This window comes from Mesorhizobium sp. MC2-1-1 (assembly GCF_057597255.1).
The window spans coordinates 2,688,779-2,709,623 of the sequence record NZ_CP195205.1; the positions used below are offsets into that span (position 1 = coordinate 2,688,779).

Here is a 20,845-nt window from a genome sequence, read left to right on the forward strand (position 1 = left end):
CGGCGCCCGAAGGCGCCGTCTTGTTCACCCAAATCGAGCGCTCTTATTCCGCGGCCACCTTGGCCATCGGATTGTTGGGGTGCGTCGTCCAGTTGGCGTAGATCGGCGACACCGGCTTGCCGGTGCGCTGGTCGATCGCGCCCGCCGCCAGCGGTTCCATGGTGATGCAGCCTTCGACCGGGCAGACATTGACGCAGAGATTGCAGCCGACGCATTCGGCCTCGATAACCTCGAAATGCCTGACACCGTCGACCATGTGGGTAATCGCCTGGTGCGAGGTGTCCTCGCAGGCGATGTGGCAGCGGCCGCATTTGATACAGGCGTCCTGGTCGATATGCGCCTTGGCGACATAGTTGAGGTTGAGATACTGCCAGTCGGTGACGTTGGGCGTGGCGCGGCCGATGATGTCGGCGAGCGAGGCGTGCCCCTTCTCGTCCATCCAGTTCTCCAGCCCCGCGATCATCTCTTGCACGATCTTGAAGCCGTAGGTCATGGCAGCCGTGCAAACCTGCACGTTGCCGGCGCCGAGCGCCATGAATTCGGCCGCGTCGCGCCAAGTGGTGATGCCGCCGATGCCGGAGATCGGCAGCCCGCGGGTCTCAGGATCGCGCGCGATCTCGGCCACCATGTTCATGGCGATCGGCTTCACCGCCGGGCCGCAATAGCCGCCGTGCGAGCCCTTGCCGTCGATGGTCGGCTGCGGCGCGAAACTGTCGAGGTCGACGCCGGTGATGGAGTTGATCGTGTTGATCAGCGACACCGCGTCGGTGCCACCGGCATGCGCCGCCCTGGCGGGCTTGCGGATGTCGGTGATGTTGGGCGTCAGCTTGGTGATGACGGGCATGCGCGTATATTGCTTGCACCAGCGCACCACCATCTCGATATATTCCGGTACCTGGCCGACCGCCGAGCCCATGCCGCGCTCGCTCATCCCGTGCGGACAGCCGAAATTGAGCTCGATGCCGTCGGCGCCGGTCTCCTCGACCAGCGGCAGGATCGCCTTCCAGCTCTCCTCGACGCAAGGCACCATGATCGAGGCGACCAGCGCCCGATCCGGCCAGTTCATCTTGACCTGCTTCATCTCGCGCAGATTGGTCTGCAGGTCGCGGTCGGTGATCAGCTCGATGTTGTTTAGGCCGAGCAGCCGGCGGTCGGCGCCCCAGATCGCGCCATAGCGCGGCCCGTTGACGTTGACGACCGGCGGACCTTCTTCACCCAGCGTCTTCCACACCACGCCGCCCCAGCCGGCCTTGAAGGCGCGCTCGACATTGTAGGCCTTGTCGGTGGGTGGCGCGGACGCCAGCCAGAATGGATTGGGCGACTTGATGCCGACGAAATTGTTGCGGATGTCTGCCATGCTCATGCCCTCCCGTTAGAGGTCAGCGCCCGGTGGATGCTCTCGGCCGCGTCGCGCCCTTGCGCCACGGCCGAGACCGTCAAATCGTCGCCGCCGAAGATGCAGTCGCCGCCAGCCCAGACTTTCGCAAGCGAGGTGCGGCCTTCGGCATCGACCTTGATCCGCCCGCCTTCGAGATCGATGGTTTCGCCGCTGCCGTTGAGATGCGCCGGCACGAAGCTCTGGCCGATCGCCTTGAATACCTGGTCGACGACGAGCGTGAGGCGCTCGCCGGTGCCGGTGAGCGTATCGCCATTCATCGCCGTGTACTCGAGCTCGATCGCGGAAACCTTGCCGTTGTCGGCGATGACGCGCTTCGGCTGCAGCCAGTGGCGAATGGTGACGCCATTGGCGGCGGCCAGGTCCTGCTCGAACTCCGAAGCGTTCATATGCTCCCGGCCGCGCCGGTAGCAGATCGTCACCTCTTCCGCGCCGAGCAGCTTCGACTGTACCGCGGCGTCGATCGCCGTCATGCCGCCGCCGATGACGACGACGCGCCGGCCGACCGGTAGGCTTGAGAGATCGCTTGCCTGGCGCAGTTCCGAGATGAATTCGACCGCATTGGCAACGCCGTCCGCCTCCTCGCCCTCGGCGCGCAGCGCGTTGACGCCGCCAAGGCCAAGGCCAAGGAATACCGCATCGTAGTTGCGCATCAGGTCGGCCAATTGGAAATCGCGGCCCAGCACCTTGCCGTTCTGGATGTCTATGCCACCGATCGCTGTCACATAGTCGACCTCGGCCTGGGCGAAGTCGTCGACGCTCTTATAGGCGGCGATGCCATACTCGTTGAGCCCGCCTGCCTTCGGCCGCGCCTCTAGTATCGTCACGTCATGGCCGTGGCGGGCAAGCCGGTGCGCCGCCGCCAGCCCCGCCGGTCCGGCGCCGACCACGGCGACTGTCTTGCCTGTCGGCTCGGCGCGCTTGTAGAATTGCTTGCCTTCGTCCATGGCGACATCGGTGGCGTAGCGCTGCAGCCGGCCGATCTGCACCGGCTTGCCTTCAGCCACCTCGCGCACGCAGACCTCTTCGCACAGCGTCTCGGTCGGGCAGACGCGGGCACACATGCCGCCGAGGATGTTCTGGTCGAAGATTGTCTTGGCCGAGCCAAGCGGATTGCCGGTCGCTATCTGGCGAATGAAGAGCGGGATGTCGATCGAGGTCGGGCATGCGTTCATGCACGGCGCGTCGTAGCAGAAATAGCAGCGGTCCGATTCGACCAGCGCCTCGTGGTGATCGAGCGGCGGATGCAGGTCGGAAAAATTCTCGGCATACTGCTCGGAAGACAGCCGGCCGCCGGCGATGCCTTCGATGAAATGACCAGTCGCCATTCCAGCTCCCCTTGTTGTCGTTTTGGGAAAGGCTAGCACGTTTTATTTTTTTATCAATTGGTCAATTTTCGGCCAAGTCACTGTATTGCTTGTATAAAAATATGACAAACACATTCATGTTATGCCTGAGCGGGGCACCCCTACCGGTCACGCCAACGCAGAGGCCCAGCGCCCGCGCCGACCTCGCGCGGTTCACACCGGAACCCTGCTGACCGAGGCATCGGCCTTGTGATGGTCGATCTCGTGCCGCTACAGCCTCTAGATGTGAACAGCCTTGTCGCCATCCGGCAGGCGGTAGATGACACCGTCGCAGTGCCCGCCGCGTTCCAGCGCCATCATCCCGGCTGCACGGCGCAGCCCCTCCAGCGAACCAGGCCGAGGCAGAACGAACGATGCCAGCCAGGCCGAGGCGCGCTGCTGCTCGACGGATTCGAAGGCCGGCTTCCAGATCAGCGAGCCATAGGCGAATACCCAGAGCGGTCCCTCGCCGGCTTCACCGGCGAGACGCGTGGAGAGCGCGGTGAAATCGTCGTCGCTGAGCTGCATCCACTCCCGCTCGGACCGGGATCGATCTTGTCGCGATGGCAAAGAGCGACAAGCTCGGGTGAGCGACATCTGGCGCATGGAAAAGCGCGAACCCCTTTGAGGCAGCAAAGTCGAGAAGCGCGGGCTACGCAAGATCAGGGGCGGAGCGGCTTGCCGATTGAGATTTTCGGCCCATGTCGGATTTCTGTCGCCAGGATCGTCCTAGTATGGATCGAACCGCGATCGCCGCCTGAACCGGTGAGGAGACCGACCATGCCGAAATCCCCGCAACCTTTCTTCTGGTACGAACTGATGACCACCGACCTCGACGCCGCCGAGGCTTTCTACACGGCCGTGGTTGGCTGGCGGGCCGAGCCCTTCGGCAAGGCGCCCGGCACACCCCGCTACATCGTCGTGAACTCGGCCATGCGCGGCGTCGGCGGGCTGATGACGATGCCGGAAGAGCCCGCCAAGATGGGCATGCCGCCGGCTTGGATGGGCTACATCCATACCAAGGATGTCGATGCCTCCACGAAGGCGCTCAAGGACGCGGGCGGCGCGATCCATCGCGCGCCCGACGATATACCGGGCGTCGGCCGCTTCGCAGTCGTCGCCGATCCGCAAGGCGCGGCCTTCATGTTCCTTCAGCCCAACCAGCCCGACCAGCCGCCGGTGCCGGCGACGACGCCCGGCCATGTCGGCTGGCATGAGCTCTATACTTCGGAATGGAGGGCGGCCTTTGACTTCTATTCGGACCAGTTCGGCTGGGAGAGCGCCGGCGAGTTCGATATGGGCGAGATGGGCATCTACAAAACCTTCTCGGCCGGTCCTGAATCCGGCGGCGGCATGATGAACAAGCCGCCGCAGATCCCTCTTCCGTTCTGGCAGTTCTATTTCAACGTCGATGCGATCGATGCAGCGGCCAAGCGCGTCACCGACAATGGCGGCAAGGTGCTGATGGGACCGATGGACGTGCCGAGCGGCCAGTGGATCATCCAGTGCCAGGACCCGCAAGGCGCGCATTTCGCGTTGCTGGCACCGGTCCGCTAGCAGCGTTTGCTCGCTGGCTGGCGCCGGATCACTCCGGCGTCAGCACCGCCACCTTGAGATCGGGTTTCCTTGCACCGCTGAACTGGACGATGGCCGCCCCGCCCGCGAGCTTGAAGCGCACGCTCTTGCGGATGCCCGGGCAAGTTTTCACCCCGCTGAATGCCGCCGATTTGACAGTCTTGCCATCCTGCACGACATCGATCCAAGCCTCGTCGGACAGGCTGAACTGGATCTCTCCTCCCGGCGGCACGGTCACATTTGCCGTGGCGCCGAAAGTGCCGGCAGCCGGTGCGCGTTCCGGCGGCACGTCAAAGCTGACAGTGTCGACGGCTTCGAGCGAGAGAGCCATCGCCTGCCCGACTATCAGGGTTGCGCCGGACTGGGCCGCCGGCGCCGCCGGGAACAGGGCTTGCTCGCGTGTAACCGGCCATTTGAAGGCGCCGCAGCCGGCGTCCGCGGCTGCGGCGAAGCCGGTGCTGGCGAGGATTGCGAACAGGCTGATGACGACTTTTCTCATGGCTAAGCAGATCCGTTTGGTTTGATGCCGCCGCATATCGATACAACCATAAGGATAAATATGCAACTATTACGAGAATGAGTTTGGCAGATGAAACCATGTCCCCTCACCGATTGTTGATGGCACGCCATGGGAAGTGAGTGGTCCCTTGCCGGAGGGTAAACTATGGCCGGCCCGGGCGGGCGACATGGAGTCTTAGATGAAGCTTCTCGAAGGCCTTCCCCGCTACCGCCCTCAGGCGCTGGGCGTGCTGCGTATCATGACCGCCCTGCAATTCATCGAGCATGGCTCGCAAAAGCTGTTCGATTTCCCGCACAGCGCCCAGCCGCACACTCTCAGCGGATTGACGCTGACCGCCGGCATTCTCGAATTCGCCGGTGGCATCCTTTTGGCGCTGGGTCTCTTCACCCGCCCGGTCGCGTTCCTTCTGGCCGGGGAAATGGCGATCGCCTATTTCATGGCGCACATGCCGCGCAGCTTCTTCCCGGTCAACAACAGCGGCGACGCGGCGATCTCCTTCTGCTTCATCTTCCTCTATCTGGTCTTCGCCGGACCGGGCGCCTTCGCCCTGGACAATCGCCGCGGCGCCTGAACTCTCGAGGTCATCGCGCGCCTGCGAGCAGGCGCGCATCCGCTCGAAATTGGCCAGAGCGCGATCCCGAAGAACCGGTTTTCGGAGAAGATCATGTTCCAACAACGAGTTGGATCGGGATGACGATTCACGCCATCCTGGTTTGGACAGCGGCGCGGCATGAATGCGCGCAGCGCTTGCCGCCGCCGATGACTTTGGGGTTTTCTCTCGTCGGTTCAGTGAGTTGGGAGATCGAAGCGAATCGGATTGGGAAGCTGTTCTCTCACGGCTCGCCCTGCCCGATCGCTTCCTTGCGGCGTGCCATATAGGCTTCGAGCGCTTCACGAATGGCAGGATCCATGGCCGGCTGGACATATTCCTCCAGCGCCTTCTTCCAAAGCCGCGTCGCTCGCGCAGTCGCGTCGGGCGCCCCGGCTTCCTGCCAGGCTTCGTAATTCTGCCAGTTGGACAGCATCGGCTGGTAGAAGGCAGTGGCGTAGCGCTCAAGCGTGTGCGGCTCGCCGAAAAAATGTCCGCCTGTCGGCACCGCGCCCAGGGCCTCCACCGCCAACTCGCCCTCGTCGACAACGATCGGGCGCAAGAATTCCATCATGTGCTGGATCATCTCGACGTCGATGATGAGCTTTTCGAACGATACCGTCAGTCCGCCCTCCTGCCAGCCGGCCGCATGGTAGACGAGATTGCCATGGCCGAGCACCGCGCCCCACAGCGCCATCATCGTCTCGTAGGCCCCTTGGGCGTCCGCGGCATTGGAGGCGGAGCCCGGCGTCGTGCGGTAAGGCAGTTCATAGCGTCGCGCCAGCTGGCCCGAGGCGACGTTGGCCTTGGTGTTTTCTGGCGTGCCGAAGGCCGGCGCGCCCGACCTCATGTCGACATTGGAGGTGAAGGCGCCGTACATCACCGGCGCGCCGGGGCGTACGAGCTGGGTGAGCACGACACCGAACAGTGCCTCGGCATTCTGCTGCGCCAGCGCACCGGCCAGGGTCACCGGGCTCATCGCGCCCATCAGCGTGAACGGCGTGACCGCCACGGACTGGCCATATTCAGCCATCGTCATCAGCCCTTCGGCCATCATCTCGTCGAACCGGCGTGGCGAGTTGACCGAAATGATGGTGCTGATGCCGGGATCGTCGCGCATCTGATCCAGCGTCAGCCCGCGCGCGATGGCCATCATTTCGATGCCGTCGAGCGCCCTGCCCCGGCCGATCGCCGAGACGTGGAAACATTTGTCGGTGAGCGTCAGGTTGGCGAAATAGGTGTCCATGTGCCTGGTGTTCGCAGGCAGCTCGATCGGCGCGCAGACCTGATTGCCAAGCATGTGGATGCAGTTGAAATGCTGCGCCAGCCGGACAAGGTCCTGATAGTCCGACATGTTGCCGGCGCGGCGGCCGCGTTCCATGTCGTGCACATTGGGCGGACCGGCGACGAGCGTGAAGTTGATTGTACTGCCGCCAAGATGAATGGCGCGGGCCGGGTTTCGCGGGGTCAGCGCATAGCTGGCGCGCGTCGACTTCAGCGCCTCCTCGACCATGCCGCGATCGACGCGCACATTCATCGACACGTGGTCGACCTTGGCGCCGGCGCGCTCGAACAGCGAAAGCGCCCGCGGGCTCATCAGCTCGATGCCGAAATTCTCCAGAATATGCATCGATGCCTGGTGGATCGCCTCGATCTGGTCGGCCGACAGCAGCGCCATCGGCGGATAGGGGTTCTCGACCCGCCGCTGCGGCAGTTGCGGTATGGCGACTGGCCCCCGATTGCTCGTGCGCTCGGCGCCGCGCTTGCGTCTTGGTTCGCTCATGCGCGCATCAGAGCGTCCGCGTCACATGCAAGCTGTCAGGAATTCGCCATTTGCCGGCGCGATTTTAGCCAAGGCGGCATTTTTCAGGATCGGCAAAAAGAATAACGACACCGGCAGTCGTAATATCGATACCAGGCCTTTCGCGCTCCCGCTCCCGGGTTAAGAAACCGCGCAACACTCCTTTTATGATTTCGGCCTATTCGTCTTCCAATGCGTAGGTCGAGTTTTAGTAAAATTGTCGCTGTCTCCGTGCTGCTGGCGCTTTCGGCCTGCGCGACGGCACCCAACCATATCAACAATGTCTGCGCCGTCTTCGACCAGAATGACGGCTGGTTCGACAACTGGCAGTCCGCCGCCGAGCGAACCGAACAGAAATACGGCATTCCCGTTCCGGTGCTTATGGCGACGGTGCGCAAGGAATCCGACTTCAAGAGCAATGCCCGCCCGCCGCGCACCAAGCTTCTCGGCTTCATCCCGTGGACGCATGTGTCGAGCGCCACGGGCTATTCGCAGGCGCTGGACGGCACCTGGTCACAATATCAGAGCGAGACCGGCAACTGGACGGCGCGCCGCACGCGCTTTGCCGACGCCATCGATTTCGTCGGCTGGTACCACTCCAAGACCGCCGACACCTTTGGCGTCGCCCGCAACGACACCTACAATCTCTACTTGGCCTATTATCTCGGCTGGACCGCTTATGGCCGCGGCAATCGCGGCGACGCCGGCGTTCAAAGCTACGCACGCGCCACCGACCAGATGGCGCGCGATTACCAGGCGCAGCTACGACAATGCGGAAACTAGAGCGTGATCCCTCGAAGCGGGAACCGGTTCGCGGAAAGATCATTCTAAAACAAAGAGTTAGGCCAAGATCACGATGCAACGAAACGTCATCCTGATCTAGCACGTCCGGGCTAGTGCCGTCTCGTCGTATCCTTCGGCTTCTTGACACCCGTTTCCGAAACCTCGTCGCGGATTTGGTGGCGACGGGCCTTCATGCCGGCCTGGTCTTGCTCCACGGCGTCCCCGATCTGATCGGCTTCCGCGCTGCCCCTTTTGCCACGCGGGCGTTTTGGCGCCGTTCCGGCGAGGCCTGGCCCTGAGCCACGGGGCGCATCATCCGGCACGCCTTCATGCGCGGCATGTTTCTTGTCGAACTTGATGACCGGCTCCATCTTGGCGAGCACGTCGTCCGAGAGCCAGCACAGGCTCGTATGGCCGCCACCGAGATCCTTGACCGGCGGCACCTTCGTCTCGCACAGATTGTCCGGCACCAACTTCTTGTAGCCGCACCGCGTCTGGAACGGACAGCCGGTCGGCGGGTTCATGGCCGACGGGATGTCGCCTTCGAGTACGATGTGTTTCTTGACCACGCTGGTGTCGGCGATCGGGATCGCGGATAGCAGCGCCTCGGTATAGGGATGGTAGGGCGGCGAGAAGATCTGGTCGGTCGTCCCTTGCTCGACGATGTAGCCGAGATACATGACGACGACGCGGTCGGCGATGTAGCGCACCACCGACAGGTCGTGGCTTATGAACAGCATCGTCGTCTTGTTCTTGCGCTGGATGTCCATCAGGAGTTCGGTCACCGCCGCCTGCACCGAGACGTCGAGCGCCGAGACCGGTTCGTCGGCCACCACCACCTTGGCGTTGCCGGCAAAGGCGCGCGCGACGCCGATGCGCTGCTTCTGGCCGCCCGAGAGCTGGCGCGGCTTGCGCGTCTCGAAGGCGCGCGGCAGCTTGACGAGGTCGAGCAGCTCCAGCATGCGCTGGCGTCGCTCGGCAACATTCTTGCCGACCTTGAATTTTTCCAGCGTGCGGATGATCTGCGATCCGACCGTGTGACTGGGATTAAGCGTGTCGAACGGGTTCTGAAACACCATCTGGATCGAGGATACCGTCTCGACGTTGCGGCTCTCGATTCCGGTCGACTGGATTTCCTTGTTGCCAAGTGTCACCGTGCCGGAACTGGCGGTCTCCAGACCAAGCAGCACCTTGGCCAGCGTCGACTTCCCGCAACCGGATTCGCCGACGATCGCCACGGTTTCGGATTCGCGCGCGGTGAATGAGATCGTCTCGTTGGCCTTGACGACGCGGCCTTCGCTGGAGCCGAACACCTCGCCCCCGCCGACCTTGTAGTATTTCTTGAGATCCTGGATTTTCAGCACCGGCGCGCCGGGCTCGACCTTCTCATTGACCTTTTTGGCGCCGGGCGGCAGCGCCTCCCAGTCGATCTCGTTGAACCGCACGCAGCGCGAGAAATGCCCCTCGTGGCCGTCGACCGGGATCATCGGGATTTCGGCGGCGTTGCAAACGCCCTCGACGAAATGGTGGCAGCGCGGGCCGAAATTGCAGCCCTTCGGCCGCTCGTGCGGCAGTGGCAGCTGGCCCGGGATGGAAATCAGCGGCCGCGAGTTCTTGTCGGCGCCAGGCAGCGGGATCGAGCGGAACAGCCCTTGCGTATAGGGATGGCGCATCCGGTCGAACACGTCCTCGATCTTGCCGGTCTCGACCGCCTCGCCGGAATACATCACCGTGATCTTGTCGCAGGTCTCCAGGATCAGGCCAAGATTGTGCGACACGAAGATCATCGAGGTGCCGAACTTCTCGCCGAGCCCCTTGACCAGTTCGACGATGCCGGCCTCGACGGTGACGTCGAGCGCGGTGGTCGGTTCATCGAGCAGAAGCAGCGCCGGCTTCGACAGCAGGGCCATGGCAATGACGATGCGCTGCTGCTGGCCGCCCGACAGCTGGTGCGGATAGGAGCGCATCATGCGCTCCGGATCGGGCAGCTTCACCGCGCGCACCATCTCCAGCGCCCGCTTATGGGCCTCGTCCTTCGACACCTTGTCGTGGATCAGCGGCACTTCCATCAGCTGCTGCCCGATCTTCATCGCCGGATTGAGGCTCGCCATCGGCTCCTGGTAGATCATGGCGATCTTGTTGCCTCGGATGGCGCGCAACTCCTCCTCGGAAAGCTCGCCCATGTCCTTGCCCTGGAACTTGATCCTGCCGCCGACGATCTTCCCGATGTTGGAGAGGTCGCGCATGATGCCGAGCGACACGGTCGACTTGCCGCAGCCGGACTCGCCGACGATGCCCATCGCTTCGCCGGGCATGACCGTGCAGGAAAAGTCCATAACGGCCGGGATCTCGCCCTTGCGGGTGAAGAAGGAGATCGAGAGGTTCTCGATCTCGATGATCGGCTGACTGGCCGCCTTGGCTGGATCTCGAACTGCCTCGTTCATGGGTCGCTCCAATCCTTGGTTCTTGGCAGGTAGGGCCATTGACCCCGCCATCAATCCTTCATCGACTGCTCACGCAGGGAGTCCGCCAGCAAATTGAGACCCAGCACGAACGACATCAGCGCGATCGTCGGCGGCAGCGCCGGGTGGATGAAGGAACGCAAGAGGCGGCTCGCATCCTTGATCGCCGTGCCCCAGTCGGGGCTCTCGGGCGCCAGGCCCAGGCCGAAATAGCCGAGCGTTCCAAGCAGGATCGTCGTGTAGCCGATGCGCAGGCAGGCATCGACGATCAGTGGACCGCGCGCGTTGGGCAGGATCTCCCACAGCATGATGTACCAGGGCGATTCGCCGCGCGTCTGCGCCGCCGCCACATAGTCGCGCGTCTTGATGTCCATGGTCAGCCCGCGCACGATGCGGAACACGCCGGGGCTGGAAGCGAACACCACCGCCACGAAGATGTTGAGCTGGTTGGGATCGATGTGGACGATCTTAAGCGGATCCTTGTCGAAGACCAGGCCGGCATAGATCCAGCCGCCCAGGATCAGCGTGATGCCCAGCAGGATGTAGAGCCGATCCGGCCGGTTCTTGAAGCGGGTCCAGAACAGGACGCAGAAGAAGACGATCGGGAACAGGAAGAACAGTCCCGCCATCGCATAGGGGATCGGCGTATCCATGATGCCCGGTGTCACCAGCAGGTAGAACAGGAGGATAACCGGGAAGGCCAGCACCAGATTGGCAAGGAAGGACAGCACCGTGTCGATCTTGCCGCCATAGTAGCCGGCCGGCAGGCCGAGCGTGATGCCGACCATCAGTGCGAAGCCGGTCGCGGCAGGCGCGATGATCAGCACAATCTGGCTGCCATAGACCATGCGCGAGAACACGTCGCGGGCCAGCTTGTCGCCGCCGAAATAGTAGACGAGCTTCGACGCCGGTTCGATCGCGCCGGGCAGCGTGTCCTTCATCACCGATATCTGCGCCAGCGGATCGAAGGGCGAGATGGTTGAGGCGAAGATCGCCGTGAACAGCCAGAACAGGCAGATGAAGACGCCGGCAATTCCGACGCCGCTGTCGAAGAGCTGGCCGTAGAGGCCCAGCCGCCGCCTATAGGTGAAGCTTGCGCCCATGACCAGGATGAGCCCGACCCACACCGGCCAGAATCGCCAGAGCACGCCGATGACGACGTCGAAGGCGCTTATATATTCGGTTTGCATCGGCCCTGCCCTCTACTGAACCCTGATACGCGGATTGAGAAACGCGTAGCCGACATCCGAAATGAGCTGCGTGATCAGGACGATGAACACCGAGACCAGCGAGCAGCCGAGCAGCAGGTCGATGTCGTTGTTGCCGGCTGCCTCGACCAACGTGTAGCCAAAGCCCTGATAGCGGAACATCACCTCGACAATGACGACGCCGGTGAGCAGCCACGGGAACTGCAGCATGATGACGGTGAAGGGCGCGATCAGCGCGTTGCGCAATGCATGCTTGATGACAACGCTGCTGAAGGACAGGCCCTTCAGCCGGGCCGTGCGGATATATTGCTGCGTCATCACCTCCACCATCGAGGCGCGAGTCATGCGCGCGATATAGCCGATGCCGTAGATCGCCAATGTGATCACCGGCAGCGTGAAATTGTAGAAGGTGATGCCCTGGCTGGCGGATGCGGCCGAACCGTTCAGCCAGCCGAGCCATGACGCGAAGATGACGGTGAAGATGACGCCCGACACATATTCGGGCGTCGCCGTCGAGGCGATCGAGGCCACGGACAGCACGCGATCGGTGCGCGAGCCTTCGCGCATGCCGGCGAGAATGCCGATCAGCAGCGAGATCGGCACCATCACTGCCAGCACCCAGAACATCAGCAATCCAGTTGCGCCGAGGGCCGGGAACAGCTTGGCCGCGACCGTCGTCTTGAACTTGGTCGAGCAGCCGAAATCGCCCTGCAGCACGCCGGAGAATGTCGGCTGGACAGGGTCGTTGCAGAAGGAGAAGCGCTGCGTCGTCTTGCCGGTCGCCGGATCGGTGACCGGATGCTTGGGCAGAACGCCCAGCCATTGGCCGTAACGCACAAAAAAGTTTTGGCGGTAGCCATGATTGACCAGCCAGCTTTCAAGCTGGTCGGCGGGTGTATGCATCTCAGTCTGACTGATTGCCAGCTTCTTGAGATTGGGCTCCAGATTGACGAGAAAGAAGACGACCAGCGTCAGGCACAGCATCGTAAGCAATATGGTGCCGATGCGTCTGGCGATGAATGAGAACATTATGCCCCCCTGCCGGCCGGGTTGGGGTCAGATGCGTTCAACCCTGTTTCGGAAAGCCGATGAAGCCCAGCCGCCGCTGCAGGATATGCAACGACGACGAAGCTGGAGATACGAGGGGCCGCGGCCCCTCGTACTCATCGCCATGGATCACGCCTTGTCGAGCCAGACCTTGCCGAAGTCGTGCTCGTAGGTGGGGTGCATCGAGTGGTTCTTCACCTCGGGCTTGATGTTGATGTAGAGCTTGCGCCAGTAAGGCTGGATGATGATGCCGGAATCCTGCAGTATCTGCTCGATATCCTTCATCACCACCTTGCGCTTCTCCGCATCGGCGATGCCGAGCGCCTCGTTCACCTTCTTGTCGAAGTCCGGATTTGCGTAGGCCGTCTCGTTCCAAGCTTCGCCGCTACGGTATGCGATGGCGATCACCTGGATGCCGAGCGGGCGCATATTCCAGTTGGTTTCCGAGAACGGATACTTCGTCCAGTCGTTCCAGAAGGTCGAGCTCGGCAGCACGGTGCGCTTCACCTTGATGCCGGCTTCGCGCAACTGGGCGGCGATCGCGTCCGTGGTGTTCTTGTGGTAGTCCTCGTCGTTGCTGATCAGCTCGTGCTCGAAATCGATCGCGCCGGCTTCGGTCAGCATCTGCTTGGCCTTGGCGATGTCGCGCTTGACTTCCGGCAGCTTGACATATTCCGGATGGATCGGCGCGACATGGTGGTTTTCGGCGGGTGAGCCGGCATTGCCGTAGCCGAGCTGCAACACGGTGGCGTTGTCGACGGCAAGCAGCATTGCCTGACGAACCTTCTGGTTGTCATAGGGCTTGTGCGTGACGTTGAAGCGCGACACCACGGTGGCGGCCGTCACGACTTCCGAAACGGGAGCGCCGACATCCGCAATGATCTTGACGTAGTCGGCGGTGGTCTCGTGGTTGGTCTGGACTTCACCCGACTCGAAGGCCGAGACGGTCGCGGCCGGATCGGTGCCGTAGTCGATGAACTCGACCCCGTCGAGGAAAGCTTCGCCCTGCCACCACTTGCCGGTCGTGCGGCGCTTGTAGACCACCTTCTGGCCGACATCGTAAGAAACCAGCTCGAACGGACCGGTGCCGATCGGGCAGTTCTTGAAGTTGGCGCCCTTCTCGTCGAAGGTCTTGTGCACGACCAGCGCCGGGTAGTCGGTGAGGTTCGGGATGATAGCGATGTCGGGCTTCGACAGTTTGAGCTTCACCGTCATGTCGTCGACCTTGACGATCGAACCTTCGCGGAGCTTCTTGGTTTTCTCGTCGACGAGGCTGCCCAGGCGACCCGGCATCGAGTTGCCTTCCGCGGTCTTGTCGGCCCAGCGGCTGAAATTGTAGATCACGTCGTCGGCGGTGAACTTGTCGCCATTGTTCCATTCGACGCCAGGCCGCACATGCAGCGTGTACTCGGTGGCGTCGTCATTGATGTCCCAGCTTGCCAGCAGGTACGGCGCGAAGGTGTATTCCTTGGTGTACTTCACCAGCGGCTCGAGCGCCTGCCGCTCCGCGTTGGCGATTTCGGACCAGTCCGCGGTCCGCGGATCCTTCGGATCCTTGATCGACATTGCGACCTTGATCACCCCGCCCTTCTTGCCCTGCACGTCCTCGGCCCGGGCCGGGGTAGGCGCGGCGAGGCCGAGCATGCCGTAGGCCATCGCCGTCGACGCGCCGAAGACGCTTGCCAATGCCAGAAATTCGCGCCGGTCCACACTCCCCGACTTGGCTTCTTCGGCCATTTTCAGGATGTGGTCGGGAACGCGATCACCATTGCTTTTATAGATTGCCATGACTTACTCCCATTGTTGGCTTTCCGCCTTGTAACATTCCGCATCCAGACCGCGTTGTCAAAACGCAGCGTGGAAGAGGAACATGCCAGCGAATGTGCATCTTTGGATGCAACCCGGTTCGCGCGATAGCGACAGTCTTGACGCAAATTTGTTAGCGCAACACGGATTTCCCAAGAAATCGCCGCGGATGATTAAATCAATACATTTTATAAGGATAACGGCCCAGCATCGGCGGCGGAGAGCCGCCGTGTATGCAGAAAAACGCCCGTGCGGCCTCAATATTCGCGTTCATAGAAGACGCCGCCTTTGGCTTCACCGGCATCGTTAGCCTCGCCGCGCAGCTTCACCCCGCGACCGACATTGAGGTCGATCGTGGCCTTGCCGGAGCCTGGTTTGTCGCCCTTCTGGATCGTCACATAGGTGCGATCGTTGAGGTACTTGCCGGCCGAAACGGCGGTGCCGCCCTTCTCGTCCGTCGTCACGTCGAGATCGTCGACGCCGATGGCGCTTTGCAGGTTCTCCAGCAGCGAGGTCGAACCGCCGACGCCGGCCAGCTGCGCCGCCGCGCTCGCAAGCTGCGCGATCTGGATTGGCGACAGTTTCGACATGGATTGACCGAAGATGAGCTGCGCCAGGATCTCGTCCTGGGGCAGCGCCGGCGCGGAGGAGAAGGTGAATTTCGGATCGGTCGCCTCGCCCGACACGACGATCGTGACCGTGGCACTGCTCGTCGTCGTAGTCGCCGTCATATTGAGGTAGGGCACCAGCGAACCCTGGAATCCTATCGTGCCCTCCGTGAAGGTCAGCCGCTTGGAAAGGATGATCAGCCGCCCTCGCTGCAGGGTAAAGGTGCCAACCGCATGCGGCGCCGAGGCCGGGCCCGTCAGTTTGAGCGAGCCGCCAAGTTCGGCGTCGACGCCCCTGCCCTGAATGAAGATCTGGTTCGGCGCATTGACCGTCACGTCGAGCGTCAGGCCGCTGCCGCCATTGCTGCTGCCACTTGACGTCGCCGGGCGCAGCGCCTTGTCCTGCGCCCGTACCGACGCCGGCGCGTTCTTGTGCTTGACATCCAGCGCCGAAAGTGACGCCGGCAGCCTTTCCGGGACGGTGATGACCGTCCTTGCCAGGTTGACGGTGCCGGCGATCACCGGCGCGGAGACGAGCGGCCCCTTGACGGTCAGATCGCCCCCGAGATTGGCGGTCACCGCACGGCCGTCGGTGTAGCGGCCGTCGGTGAGCTTGATCGACAGGTCGGCAGGGAAGCCTTGCGCCGGATTGATGCCCACCGTGCCGCTAGCCGAGAGCTTGCCCCGCGTCGAAAGCGTGCCGGTGAGCCTGTTGATCCTGGCGACGCCGCCGCCGATAGAAACGTCCGCGGCAATGTCGTTGACCGCAAGGCCGGATCTGGCATCGACCAGGCGAGCGCCGGAAGTGCTCACCGTTCCGGCGATTACCGGCGACGACGACGGACCGCGCACCTGCACGTTGACATTGGCGGTTCCGGTCAGGCCCAGCCCTTGCGCGGCGAGCTTCGAGGCAAGGAAGGAAAACGGCACCTTGCCGTTGAAATCGAGCGCCAGGGCCGGCGTGCCCGACGTCGTCACCGAGCCGCCCCCCTTGAGGCTGAGGCCGGCGCCGTCGGTGATGTTGGCGTCGAAAGCGAGCTTGTTGCCCGCGAAAGTTCCCGAAGACGACACATTCATGCCGCCGAGGCCGGCGCCTCGCGTCTGCGAGGTCTGCACGCCCGAAGCATCGATGTTGAAGGCAACCGACGGAGTCGAGGGCTGGCCAGTCACCTTGACGGTGCCCGAAATCGAGCCGGCCGCGTCGAGACCTGGCGAAAAACCGTTGGCGATCGATACCGGCACCCGGGACAGATTGGCGTTGAGGTCGAGCGCCTGCGCCACCTTGCCCGTCACCGTCGCCGTGCCGCCGCCAAGGTTGAGCACCAGCCGGTCGAGTGTCGTTACCCCGTTGGCGATGGTCACGGTCGAGGCCTGAGCGATCGCGGCCTTGATGCCCTGCACGCTCGCCTGCCCCGCGGCGAGTTCGATGGTGGTCGTGCCGTTGGCGACCTTCACGCGACCGGCAGCCCTCGCAGGGATGTTCTTGACGGTGGCGCCACCCGAAAAGGCGGTCCAGTCGCCGTCGCGCTTGAGGTCGACATCGATGCCGGTGATGGCCGTGCCGCCGGAAGTCACGCTTTCGGCCCGCACCGTGCCGGTGATCACCGGCGCTGCCATGTAGTTCGCGATTTGCGCGTCGACAGCAACGTTTCTGGCGGAGAGGTCACCGCGCTTGATCTGCGAGGTGTTCGCCTTGATCGCGACGTTGGGTCCATTGGCCGTCTTCGAGAAGGCGATCGTGCCGCTCACATTGCCCTCGGCCTTTTCCAGTGCCAGCGCGGCAAGCGGCCCGATATCTGGAAGATCGAGCGTGACGGTGCCGACCGGCACGAACGCATCGTCGAGCGCGAGATCGCCGGAAATCTTGTTCGGACCGAGCGACAGCAGAAGCCCGTTTATCGCGCGGCCGCCATTGGTTGTCGCAAGCACCGCGCTGCCCTGCAGGTTCTGCCCGGCAACGTTGCCGATGAGCTGCACATTGGCCGCGGGATTGGCGGCATCGGCCTTGCCGGTGGCCGTCAGTTTCAGCCCGGCGATCTCGCGCTCCGCCACCAGGAGCCGGTCACTGTTGACCGTGAGCGACAGATCCGGGGCGGTGACTGGCCCTTGCGCATCCAGGGCAAAGGCAATGGCGCCCTTGGCATCCTTCGAGAGCAGCGAAACGTCGCTCAATACTCCCCTGATGGCAGCGGCCAGCTTGCCGTCGGCAAGGCTCGCCTGCCCATCGGCGCTGAGTGCGCCCGAATTGAGCTTCAGGCCGTCGATATTGACATTGCCATTGGCATCGCGCTTCAGCGCCGCACTCAACTTCGCGCTCTCGCCCAGCACGCCGCGTACCGCCGCCGGCAAGGCGGAAGAAGCGACGTCGGCCGTCATATTGAGATCGACGGCGCCATCGCCAAGCGATATCCGGCCCGCAACCTGGCTGTTGAGCGCATCGCTCTTGAGGAATCCGCTGTTGACAGCGACGGCATCGCTCGTCATCTGGCCATTGACCTTGGCCGTGACCTTGCCTGCAATCAGCGGCGCGATCGTAGGATTGTCCAATCCGATCCTTTCCACCGAGACCGTGCCGGAAACCGGCCCTGTCCGCCCCTTGAGGTCGAAGGCGTCCGAGTGCAGCGTTAACGTCAGCCCGTTGACCTTTGCCTGGCTGTCGACAATGGAGGGCACGATAGCCGACACGTCCAGCCGCGCCTGCGTGCTTTCGCCCGCCATCTTTGCCGACAGTGATTGAACCTCGAGCCTGACCGGGCTCTCGGCGCTGCCGACCGTCAGCGGCAGGCTGGGTCCGGATGATGTGAGGTCGATAGAGAAGTCGCTGGCGCCGTTGGGGTTGAGGGTTCCAGCGGCCTTGCCCGAAATCTTGTCGCCCGAAAGCGTGGCGTGGTCCAGCGCAACCCCGCCCCCCAGGGAGTAGCTGCCGGCCGCAGCGAGATCGAGCGACCCGAACCCCGCCTGCCGGGTCTGGCTGGTCTCGGCGCCCGCCACCTTGGCGTCGAACTGAACATCCGGATTGGACGACGGACCCGTCACATGGGCCGTGCCGTCCACCGTTCCGGCGCCGTCGAGGCCTGGCACGAATGCATTGGCCAGCGCCACCGGCAGGTTGATGAGATTGGCCGTCAGGTCCAGCGTCTGGCCCGCGCTGCCGGAAACCGTCGCCGAACCGCCACCGAGATCGAGGACGAGCTTCTCCACGGAAGTCACGCCATTGGCGAATGAGATGCTCGACGGTTCGGCGATAACCGCCTTGATGCCGCGCACGGTCGCTTCGCCGGAAGCGATTTCCACATTTGTGGTGCCGTTGGCGATCTTCAGTCGCCCCGTGGCCGTTGCCGGGATACCCGATGCCGTGGCGCCGCCGGCAAAGTTGGTCCAGTCGCCGTCGCGCTTTAAATCGATGCCGATGGCGCTGACGACCGTGCTGCCCGAAGTCACGCTATCGGCCTTGATCGTGCCCGAGATCGCCGGCCCCTTCAGGTAATTGGCGATCGCCGCGTTGACGGTGATCTTTTTCGCCGCCAGGTCGCCCCGCGCGATCGACGCGCTGGCCGCGTTGATGCTGACGGTCGGCGCGTCGCCCTCCTTGGCGAAGGCGATCGTCCCGTTGATATCGCCGGTCGCTGTCTGATTTGCCAGCGCGGCAAGCGGTCCGATGTCGGGCACGGCAAGCGTAAGTGTGCCGAGCGGCAGGAAATTGTCGTCGAGCGCGAGATCGCCCGAAACCTTGTTGTCGCCGAGCGCGAGGCTAAGACCCTTGATCGTGCGCTTGCCGTCTGCAGTGACCAGTGAAGCCCCGATGTCGAGCGCCTGCCCTTCGGCACTGCCGGTCAACGAGAGGTCGGCCGACGGATTGACGACGTCGGCCTTGCCTTTGGCCGAGAGCTTGATGTCCTTCACCGTGCGGCCGGCGGCCGTCAGGCTGGCGCTGTCGGCCGAAACGGAGAAATCCGGCGCCAGGCGCGGACCGCTCGCGGTCAGCGCGAAGTTTATCCCGCCCGCGAGCGGCGTGCCGGCGAGCGACGACAGTGAAGAGACGTCGCCCAGGGTACCCTTCACATCGGCCTGGATATCCGTTCCTTGCATGCTGCCGGTGCCGCTGGCGCTGAGCGAGCCGGAGGTGAGCTCCAGGGAATTGGCGGCGAACGCGCCCTGTGGATCACGGGTCGCGGTCGCGGAGAACTTCACCCGATCGCCTAGCAGCGAGCTGATCTGCGGCGGCAATGCCTTCGAGACGGCGTCGGCATTCATCTTCAGTGTCATCGACAGATCGGCGAGCGACACGTTGGCCGTCAGCGCGGCATTGAGCGCATCGCTGCGCAAGGTGCCCTTGTCTATGGTAACGGCATCGCGGCTGATCGTGCCGGATAGATCGGCGGCGAGCTTTCCGGTCACCAGCGGCGCCAGCGTCGCCACATCGGTCTTCAGGCCCGCGGCGGCGAGGTTGACGCTGACCGGGCCGCTGCGGTTCTCCACGTCGAAGCCGTCGGAGTGAATCGCGGCCGTCACATTGTTGAGCTGCGTGCCGCCGACGGCCACCGAGACGAGCGATGTGCCGATATCGACCATGGGGGCCTTGCCGTCGCCGAAGGCGCGCGCGGTGGCCTTCTCGACCGCGACCAGGATAGGCGCGGCGCTGTTGCCGACATCGATGGTGACCGGCTTGTCCTTGGCGGAGAGCTCGACCGCCAGGTCGCTGGCGCCCTTGGGATCGACGTTGCCGGTCGCTGTCCCATGGACGGTATCGCTTTCAATCGTGGCGCGCTCGATATCGACCCCGCCCGACGTGGTCGCCGTTCCGGCAACGTCGAAGCTCGTCTTGCCGGCAAAAAGCGCTTTTATCTTCTCCGGCAGGAAGCCTTCAAACTGGCCGTCGCCCTTGGCCTCGATGCGATGGCCCTTGTCGGTGAGTTGATGGCGGCCGGTCAATTGGCTGACGATCCGGCCGTCGACCATGAAGGTGCCGACGCCGCTCCAATTGGCCAAGGGTCCACTGCCGGAGACGACGATGTTTACAGGAGGCGCACCGGGCAGCTTGAGCAGGTTGGCGATGATCCCACCGGCCGGCTCCGACGCCTTGAGATCGAGGTCGAGCTTGTCGTCGGCCGGGGCGAAATGGACCTTGGCGTCGACATTGCCCTCCCTGCCGTCATGGCGGGAGACGCTGAGCATGGTTTCGATGGCCAGCGGCGACGGATCGGCCTTGAGCGAGCCCTTGGCGGCCAGTTCGGCAATCCCGGTGCCGGCAAGCTCCTGGCCGAGCGCGATCTCCGGCAGGTCGATCTGCCTGACATCGATCGACACCGGCAGGCTGGCCGACCCACTCTGCGATGGCTGCTGGCTCGGTTGCGGCAGCCGGGCCAGTTCAATGCGCTCGGCGGCAAAGCGGTCGGCAATGAAATTCTTGGAGAGAAGTGCCGTCGGCGACCAGTCGAGCGCCACCTTGCGCGCCACCATCCACGGACCTGCGCGGTCTTCCAGCACCACATGGTCGAGTCTCAGCGCGCCCGACCATATGCCCTCGATGCCGCTGACCGTCACCTTGCGGTCCTCGCTCGAAGCCATCTTCGAGATCAAGCCGGCAAGGTTCTGGCGGCCGCCTTCGGTGCCGGTCAGGATGACGAGCGCGCCGATCGCCACCACCAGCACGATCAGCAGCGCGTAGAGGCAGATGCGAAGGATGCGCCAGACTGTCTTCATG

13 protein-coding genes are annotated in these 20,845 nt (G+C 63.5%); 3 read left to right on the forward strand and 10 right to left on the reverse strand.

Annotated features, from left to right (window positions below; genetic code table 11):
- Positions 1 to 43 precede the first annotated feature (43 nt).
- From preA to ACR64R_RS13495, 3 genes are all read right to left on the reverse strand, one after another.
- Positions 44 to 1,357: an NAD-dependent dihydropyrimidine dehydrogenase subunit PreA gene (gene preA / locus ACR64R_RS13485; protein WP_487362433.1), complete on the reverse strand. Its 1,314-nt coding sequence runs from the start codon at positions 1,355 to 1,357 to the stop codon at positions 44 to 46.
- 2 nt (positions 1,358 to 1,359) lie between these two features.
- Complete coding sequence (locus tag ACR64R_RS13490) at positions 1,360 to 2,724, reverse strand: NAD(P)-dependent oxidoreductase (protein ID WP_487362105.1); 1,365 nt, start codon at positions 2,722 to 2,724, stop codon at positions 1,360 to 1,362.
- A gap of 258 nt (positions 2,725 to 2,982) precedes the next feature.
- Positions 2,983 to 3,270, reverse strand: coding sequence for a gamma-glutamylcyclotransferase (locus ACR64R_RS13495; protein ID WP_487362106.1), 288 nt, complete (start codon positions 3,268 to 3,270; stop codon positions 2,983 to 2,985).
- A 252-nt stretch (positions 3,271 to 3,522) separates the two neighbouring features.
- Here ACR64R_RS13495 and ACR64R_RS13500 point away from each other — a divergent pair, with 252 nt between their 5' ends.
- A complete protein-coding gene (locus ACR64R_RS13500; RefSeq protein ID WP_487362107.1) occupies positions 3,523 to 4,299 on the forward strand; it encodes a VOC family protein in 777 nt (258 codons plus the stop codon).
- Positions 4,300 to 4,327: 28 nt separating this feature from the next.
- On the opposite strand, the gene ACR64R_RS13505 is transcribed toward ACR64R_RS13500, so the two are convergent.
- Complete coding sequence (locus ACR64R_RS13505) at positions 4,328 to 4,816, reverse strand: hypothetical protein (RefSeq protein ID WP_487362108.1); 489 nt, start codon at positions 4,814 to 4,816, stop codon at positions 4,328 to 4,330.
- 199 nt (positions 4,817 to 5,015) lie between these two features.
- Between ACR64R_RS13505 and ACR64R_RS13510 the strand changes: the two genes are divergently transcribed.
- Complete coding sequence (locus ACR64R_RS13510; RefSeq protein ID WP_487362109.1) at positions 5,016 to 5,408, forward strand: DoxX family protein; 393 nt, start codon at positions 5,016 to 5,018, stop codon at positions 5,406 to 5,408.
- A 262-nt stretch (positions 5,409 to 5,670) separates the two neighbouring features.
- Here ACR64R_RS13510 and ACR64R_RS13515 read toward each other — a convergent pair whose 3' ends face one another.
- A complete protein-coding gene (locus tag ACR64R_RS13515) occupies positions 5,671 to 7,209 on the reverse strand; it encodes a trimethylamine methyltransferase family protein (RefSeq protein ID WP_487362110.1) in 1,539 nt (512 codons plus the stop codon).
- Positions 7,210 to 7,419: 210 nt separating this feature from the next.
- Here ACR64R_RS13515 and ACR64R_RS13520 point away from each other — a divergent pair, with 210 nt between their 5' ends.
- The gene (locus ACR64R_RS13520; protein ID WP_487362111.1) at positions 7,420 to 8,010 is read left to right on the forward strand and encodes a transglycosylase SLT domain-containing protein; all 591 of its coding nucleotides are present in this window, start codon (positions 7,420 to 7,422) and stop codon (positions 8,008 to 8,010) included.
- A gap of 110 nt (positions 8,011 to 8,120) precedes the next feature.
- On the opposite strand, the gene ACR64R_RS13525 is transcribed toward ACR64R_RS13520, so the two are convergent.
- From ACR64R_RS13525 to ACR64R_RS13545, 5 genes are all read right to left on the reverse strand, one after another.
- Entirely contained in the window at positions 8,121 to 10,454 is a 2,334-nt protein-coding gene (locus ACR64R_RS13525; protein ID WP_487362112.1) for a dipeptide ABC transporter ATP-binding protein, read from the reverse strand.
- A 50-nt stretch (positions 10,455 to 10,504) separates the two neighbouring features.
- Complete coding sequence (locus ACR64R_RS13530; protein WP_487362113.1) at positions 10,505 to 11,662, reverse strand: ABC transporter permease; 1,158 nt, start codon at positions 11,660 to 11,662, stop codon at positions 10,505 to 10,507.
- Positions 11,663 to 11,674: 12 nt separating this feature from the next.
- Positions 11,675 to 12,709 (reverse strand): ABC transporter permease, encoded by a 1,035-nt coding sequence (locus tag ACR64R_RS13535; RefSeq protein WP_487362114.1) that lies wholly within the window; start codon positions 12,707 to 12,709, stop codon positions 11,675 to 11,677.
- Between the two features lie 147 nt (positions 12,710 to 12,856).
- The gene (locus ACR64R_RS13540; RefSeq protein WP_487362115.1) at positions 12,857 to 14,515 is read right to left on the reverse strand and encodes an ABC transporter substrate-binding protein; all 1,659 of its coding nucleotides are present in this window, start codon (positions 14,513 to 14,515) and stop codon (positions 12,857 to 12,859) included.
- A gap of 275 nt (positions 14,516 to 14,790) precedes the next feature.
- A complete protein-coding gene (locus ACR64R_RS13545; protein ID WP_487362116.1) occupies positions 14,791 to 20,844 on the reverse strand; it encodes a translocation/assembly module TamB domain-containing protein in 6,054 nt (2,017 codons plus the stop codon).
- Position 20,845: the final 1 nt, after the last annotated feature.

Bases quoted from the DNA above. Each gene is read 5' to 3' on its own strand.
- ACR64R_RS13520 (WP_487362111.1), top strand. From the start codon at position 7,420: ATGCGTAGGTCGAGTTTTAGTAAAATTGTCGCTGTCTCCGTGCTGCTG.
- ACR64R_RS13515 (WP_487362110.1), bottom strand. From the start codon at position 7,209: ATGAGCGAACCAAGACGCAAGCGCGGCGCCGAGCGCACGAGCAATCGG.
- ACR64R_RS13505 (WP_487362108.1), bottom strand. From the start codon at position 4,816: ATGAGAAAAGTCGTCATCAGCCTGTTCGCAATCCTCGCCAGCACCGGC.
- ACR64R_RS13495 (WP_487362106.1), bottom strand. From the start codon at position 3,270: ATGCAGCTCAGCGACGACGATTTCACCGCGCTCTCCACGCGTCTCGCC.
- ACR64R_RS13510 (WP_487362109.1), top strand. From the start codon at position 5,016: ATGAAGCTTCTCGAAGGCCTTCCCCGCTACCGCCCTCAGGCGCTGGGC.
- ACR64R_RS13490 (WP_487362105.1), bottom strand. From the start codon at position 2,724: ATGGCGACTGGTCATTTCATCGAAGGCATCGCCGGCGGCCGGCTGTCT.
- ACR64R_RS13530 (WP_487362113.1), bottom strand. From the start codon at position 11,662: ATGCAAACCGAATATATAAGCGCCTTCGACGTCGTCATCGGCGTGCTC.
- ACR64R_RS13500 (WP_487362107.1), top strand. From the start codon at position 3,523: ATGCCGAAATCCCCGCAACCTTTCTTCTGGTACGAACTGATGACCACC.
- ACR64R_RS13545 (WP_487362116.1), bottom strand. From the start codon at position 20,844: ATGAAGACAGTCTGGCGCATCCTTCGCATCTGCCTCTACGCGCTGCTG.
- preA (WP_487362433.1), bottom strand. From the start codon at position 1,357: ATGGCAGACATCCGCAACAATTTCGTCGGCATCAAGTCGCCCAATCCA.
- ACR64R_RS13525 (WP_487362112.1), bottom strand. From the start codon at position 10,454: ATGAACGAGGCAGTTCGAGATCCAGCCAAGGCGGCCAGTCAGCCGATC.
- ACR64R_RS13540 (WP_487362115.1), bottom strand. From the start codon at position 14,515: ATGGCAATCTATAAAAGCAATGGTGATCGCGTTCCCGACCACATCCTG.
- ACR64R_RS13535 (WP_487362114.1), bottom strand. From the start codon at position 12,709: ATGTTCTCATTCATCGCCAGACGCATCGGCACCATATTGCTTACGATG.